Annotated in this window: 5 protein-coding genes; 4 read left to right on the top strand and 1 reads right to left on the bottom strand. The window is 69.2% G+C overall.

From position 1 onward, the window contains the following. Positions 1 to 35: 35 nt before the first annotated feature. On the top strand, positions 36 to 437 hold the full coding sequence (locus tag ABZY11_RS43050) for a metalloregulator ArsR/SmtB family transcription factor (RefSeq protein WP_356484398.1): 402 nt from the start codon (positions 36 to 38) through the stop codon (positions 435 to 437). Between the two features lie 41 nt (positions 438 to 478). On the opposite strand, the gene ABZY11_RS43045 is transcribed toward ABZY11_RS43050, so the two are convergent. After that, positions 479 to 1,342 (bottom strand): alpha/beta fold hydrolase, encoded by an 864-nt coding sequence (locus tag ABZY11_RS43045; protein ID WP_356484397.1) that lies wholly within the window; start codon positions 1,340 to 1,342, stop codon positions 479 to 481. 57 nt (positions 1,343 to 1,399) lie between these two features. Between ABZY11_RS43045 and ABZY11_RS43040 the strand changes: the two genes are divergently transcribed. The 3 genes from ABZY11_RS43040 to glpK all read left to right on the top strand — a co-directional run bounded on the left by ABZY11_RS43040 (position 1,400) and on the right by glpK (position 4,416). After that, positions 1,400 to 1,873, top strand: coding sequence for a MarR family transcriptional regulator (locus tag ABZY11_RS43040; RefSeq protein ID WP_356484396.1), 474 nt, complete (start codon positions 1,400 to 1,402; stop codon positions 1,871 to 1,873). Positions 1,874 to 2,006: 133 nt separating this feature from the next. Further along, positions 2,007 to 2,852 (top strand): MIP/aquaporin family protein, encoded by an 846-nt coding sequence (locus tag ABZY11_RS43035; protein ID WP_356484395.1) that lies wholly within the window; start codon positions 2,007 to 2,009, stop codon positions 2,850 to 2,852. A gap of 46 nt (positions 2,853 to 2,898) precedes the next feature. Beyond that, positions 2,899 to 4,416, top strand: a complete 1,518-nt coding sequence (glpK, locus tag ABZY11_RS43030; protein WP_356484394.1) for a glycerol kinase GlpK — start codon at positions 2,899 to 2,901, stop codon at positions 4,414 to 4,416. Positions 4,417 to 4,500: the final 84 nt, after the last annotated feature.

Here is a 4,500-nt window from a genome sequence, read left to right as displayed (position 1 = left end):
ATGCATTCATGTATGCCTCTCCGTAGGATGAGGGCATGGGCCACGGAGTTGACGCGAAGACCGCTGCCACCGCGCGCGAGCGCCTGGACGCGGTGGGAGCCACCGACGTGGCGGCCACCCTGCAGGCTCTCGCCACCCCGTCCCGGCTCCGCATCCTGGCCCGCCTCCAGGAGGGACCCTGCCCCGCGACGGAGCTGGCCGACGCGGTCGGCATGGAGCAGTCCGCCTGCTCCCACCAGTTGAGGCTGCTGCGCAACCTCGGTCTCGTCACCGGCGAGCGCCAGGGGCGCTCGGTGATCTACGCGCTGTACGACAACCACGTGGCCGAACTCCTCGACCAGGCCCTCTTCCACGTCGAGCACCTGCGCCTCGGCCTCCACGACGCTCCGGCGGAGGGAGCCGCGGGGGCCGATGACACGGCGGCCGTCCTGAACTGAACCCGAGGGAGCCTCGGCGCCCTTGGCCCGTGGGCCGCCCGTCACACGGCGCCGTCCTCCGGGGCGAACACGGCCGCCAGGAATTCCCCCAGGATCTCACCGAAGACGTCCGGCCGTTCCATGTTGGGGTAGTGCGCGGTGCCCTCGACGGTTGCGGTGCGGCCGTCGGCCACCGTCCGCGCGAGGCGCCGGGCCATGGCGAGATGGTCGTCCGAATCGATGCCGCCCCCGATGGCCAGCACCGGGACCTCGATGCGCGCCGCCCGCGCCCAGGTGTCGGGGACGGGTACCAGCCGGTCGGGCTCGTCACCGGTGTGCTTGGCCAGCGTCCCCGCGGTCATCTCGCGCAGGCGTCGCACGACGGCCCCGTCGACGTCGTCGAGCGTGCGGTGCGGCCCCGCCGCGAAGAGCATGAAGGCATCGATCCAGCCCTCGATGTCACCGGCGGCCAGGCAGCGGGCCTGCTCGGCCAGGACCTCCAAGGACCAGGCGTCATGGAACTCGGGTTCACTCGTCGCCGCCCCGCTGACGACCAACGCACGTACCAGATCAGGATGTTCGAGCGCGGTGTCGACCGCGGTGGCCGCGCCCATCGACACCCCGACCAGGACCGCGGGCCCGGCGTCGAGGTGGCGCAGCAGCGCGGCCAGGTCATCGGTGTGCCGGAAGGGTTTGCTCGCGTTGGCCGATCCGCCGTGCCCGCGGGCGTCCGGCACGATCACGCGATGGTCGCGCGCGAGGTCCGGTACCTGGTCGTCCCACATCCCGTGGTCCAGGAATCCGCCGTGCAGCAGCACCAGCAGCGGACCCTCCCCGGTGTCGCGGTGGACGAGGCGGCCGTCCTCGGTCTCGAAGAATTCCAGCTCGGAGCCAGCATGGGATTTCAGCTCGTTGGCAGCATTCATGACAACCAAGGTGCCATCTGCTCTCCACATTGGCAACCAAGGTGTCATGATGACCCGATGACCGATATCGACGCGCCCCTGCCACCCGAGGAACTGGCCGACCGGCTCACGGAAGTCTTCGCCCTGGTCGGCCCGCTCTACCGGCGCGTGCAGCGCAAGGTGGAACAGACCGCACCGATCGAGGGCCTGTCCGTCGGCGTGCGTGCCGTGCTGGATCTACTGCGCGAACACGGACCCATGACGGTCCCGCAGATGGGCCGGGCGCAGGCACTGAGCAGGCAGTTCGTGCAGCGCATGGTCAACGACGCCGCAGCGGCGCGACTGGTCGAGATCATTCCCAACCCGGCCCACCAGCGGTCGTCGCTGATCCGGCTGACCGGGCGCGGCGGGGCGGCGATCGCCGCGGCCCTGGCCCGTGAGCAGTCCCTGCTGTCCCAGGTGGACGGGGACCTGACCGATGCCGATGTGACGGCTTGCGTACGGGTGCTCGGCAGGATGCTGGAGCTCTTCGACCACGTCGACGTGGACTGAGAGCGCACGGTTCCCGCCCGGGAGGGGCGGTAACCGTGCGTCCACCACCGAATGCGGAACCAATTCCTGCCGTTTACGCTCATACCTGGATCTATGCCGCCAGGAGTCGTGATTCGACAGGAAGCGAGATTCCATGAAGCGGCTCAAGCAGTCGGCGATCGTCGGAGAACTCTCCGCGGAGTTCCTCGGCACGATGATTCTCATCCTCTTCGGCTGCGGCGTCGTGGCCCAGGTCGTGGCCGGTGGTGCGCTCACCGACCCGCCGGGCGGCCTCGGAGACCACGACAGCATCGCCTGGGCATGGGGTCTCGGAGTCACCCTGGGCGTCTATGTGGCGGGCAGGCTGAGCGGCGCCCATCTCAATCCGGCGGTGACTCTCTCGCTGGCCGCTTTCAAGGACTTTCCCTGGAAGAAGGTGGCTCCCTACGCGCTCGCGCAGCTCACGGGTGCGTTCGTCGGGGCAATGCTGGTGCGCTGGAACTACACGGAGGCGCTGGCGAGGGCGGACCCCGGGCACACGATCAAGACCCAGATCGTGTTCTCCACGCTTCCCGCCAACGGGAACCCCGCGCTCCCGGTCACCGAATGGGGGGCGCTGCGGGACCAGGTCATCGGCACCGCCATCCTCGTACTGCTGATCTTCGCGGTCACGGATCTCCTCAACACCCCGCCGGGCGTCAACCTCGGGCCGTTCATCGTGGGCCTCATCGTCGTGGCCATCGGCATGGCGTTCGGGACCAACGCCGGGTACGCGATCAATCCGGCCCGTGACTTCGGCCCCCGGCTGGCGAGCTTCCTCACCGGCTACGGAGGGGCGTGGCGGGACCAGTACGGGAACTTCTACTTCTGGGTGCCGATCGTGGGCCCGCTGGTCGGCGGCCTGGTGGGGGCGTTCTTCTACAAGGCGTTCATCACACGCTTCCTGCCCTCGGTGGAAGCGGAACCGGAGGGAAGCATCCCCGTCCCGCCGGAGAAGTGACGCCCCATCCCGTCACCGAGCCCGGACTCAGGAGAGGCAGCATGCCATGGCGGACTTCATCGGCGCAGTGGACCAAGGCACCACCAGCAGCCGCTTCATGATCTTCGATCACGGCGGAAACGAAGTGGCCAGACACCAGTTGGAGCACGAACAGATCCTGCCCCGCCCCGGCTGGGTGGAGCACGATCCGGTGGAGATCTGGGAACGCACCAACTCGGTGATGCAGAACGCCCTGCGCACCGGTGGTCTGAGCGGCACGGACCTCGATGCCATCGGGATCACCAACCAGCGCGAGACGACCGTCGTCTGGGACCCCCGGACCGGTCGTCCGTACTGCAACGCCATCGTCTGGCAGGACACCCGCACCGACTCGATCGCCAAGGCCCTTGAGGAAGAGGGGCACGGCGAGGTCATCCGGCGCAAGTCGGGGCTCCCTCCGGCCACTTACTTTTCCGGCGGGAAGATCAAGTGGATTCTCGACAACGTCGACGGGGTCCGCGAGGCCGCGGAGCGGGGGCACGCGGTCTTCGGCAACACGGACTGCTGGGTGTTGTGGAACCTCACCGGCGGACCCGACGGCGGCACCCACGCCACCGATGTGACCAACGCCAGCCGGACGATGCTGATGAATCTGGAGACGCTCGACTGGGACGACGAACTGCTGGACATCTTCGGCATCCCCAGGGCGATGCTCCCGGCCATCAACCCCTCCTCCGACGCGGAGGCGTACGGCCGCACCCGCACCTCCCGTCCCCTGCGGGCCGCGATCCCGATCACCGGAGTGCTCGGCGACCAGCAGGCCGCCACCGTGGGACAGGTGTGCTTCGAGCCGGGCGAGGCGAAGAACACGTACGGCACCGGCAACTTCCTGGTGCTCAACACCGGTACGAAGCTCATCCGGTCGCGGCACGGACTCCTCACCACGGTCGCCTACCGGTTCGGGGAGAGTCCGGCGATCTACGCCCTGGAGGGTTCGATCGCGGTCACCGGGTCCGCGGTGCAGTGGCTGCGGGACCAGATGAAGATCATCAGCGACGCGGCGGAGAGCGAGCGGCTGGCCCGGTCCGTCGAGGACAACGGCGGAATGTACTTCGTGCCGGCCTTCTCGGGTCTCTTCGCCCCGTACTGGCGCTCGGACGCCCGGGGTGCCATCGTCGGCCTGGCCCGGTACAACACCAACGGGCATCTGGCGAGGGCCACCCTGGAGGCCATCTGCTACCAGAGCCGGGATGTGGTGGAGGCGATGGAACAGGACTCCGGTGTCCATCTCGATGTGCTCAAGGTCGACGGCGGGGTCACCGCCAACGACCTCTGCATGCAGATCCAGGCCGATGTGCTCGGCGTCCCCGTCAGCCGCCCGGTCGTCGCCGAGACGACCGCGCTCGGCGCCGCCTACGCGGCCGGTCTCGCCACCGGATTCTGGCAGGACCAGGGCGAGTTGCGGGAGCACTGGCAGGAGTCGAAGCGCTGGCAGCCGCAGTGGAGCGAGGAGCAGCGGGCGGAGGGTTACGCCGACTGGAAGAGGGCGGTGGAACGCACCCTCGACTGGGTCAGCGTGGGATGACGGATCCGTGGGGGGGGGGGCGCGGCGGGGCCCACCCCCCCCCACGCCCGCGGGGGCGGGCGCGACCCCCGCGCCGGCCCGACC

Origin of the sequence: Streptomyces sp. NPDC006510 (assembly GCF_040611955.1) — a bacterium.
Classification (GTDB): Bacteria; Actinomycetota; Actinomycetes; order Streptomycetales; family Streptomycetaceae; genus Streptomyces.
This window is presented reverse-complemented; position numbering and strand designations above follow the sequence as displayed.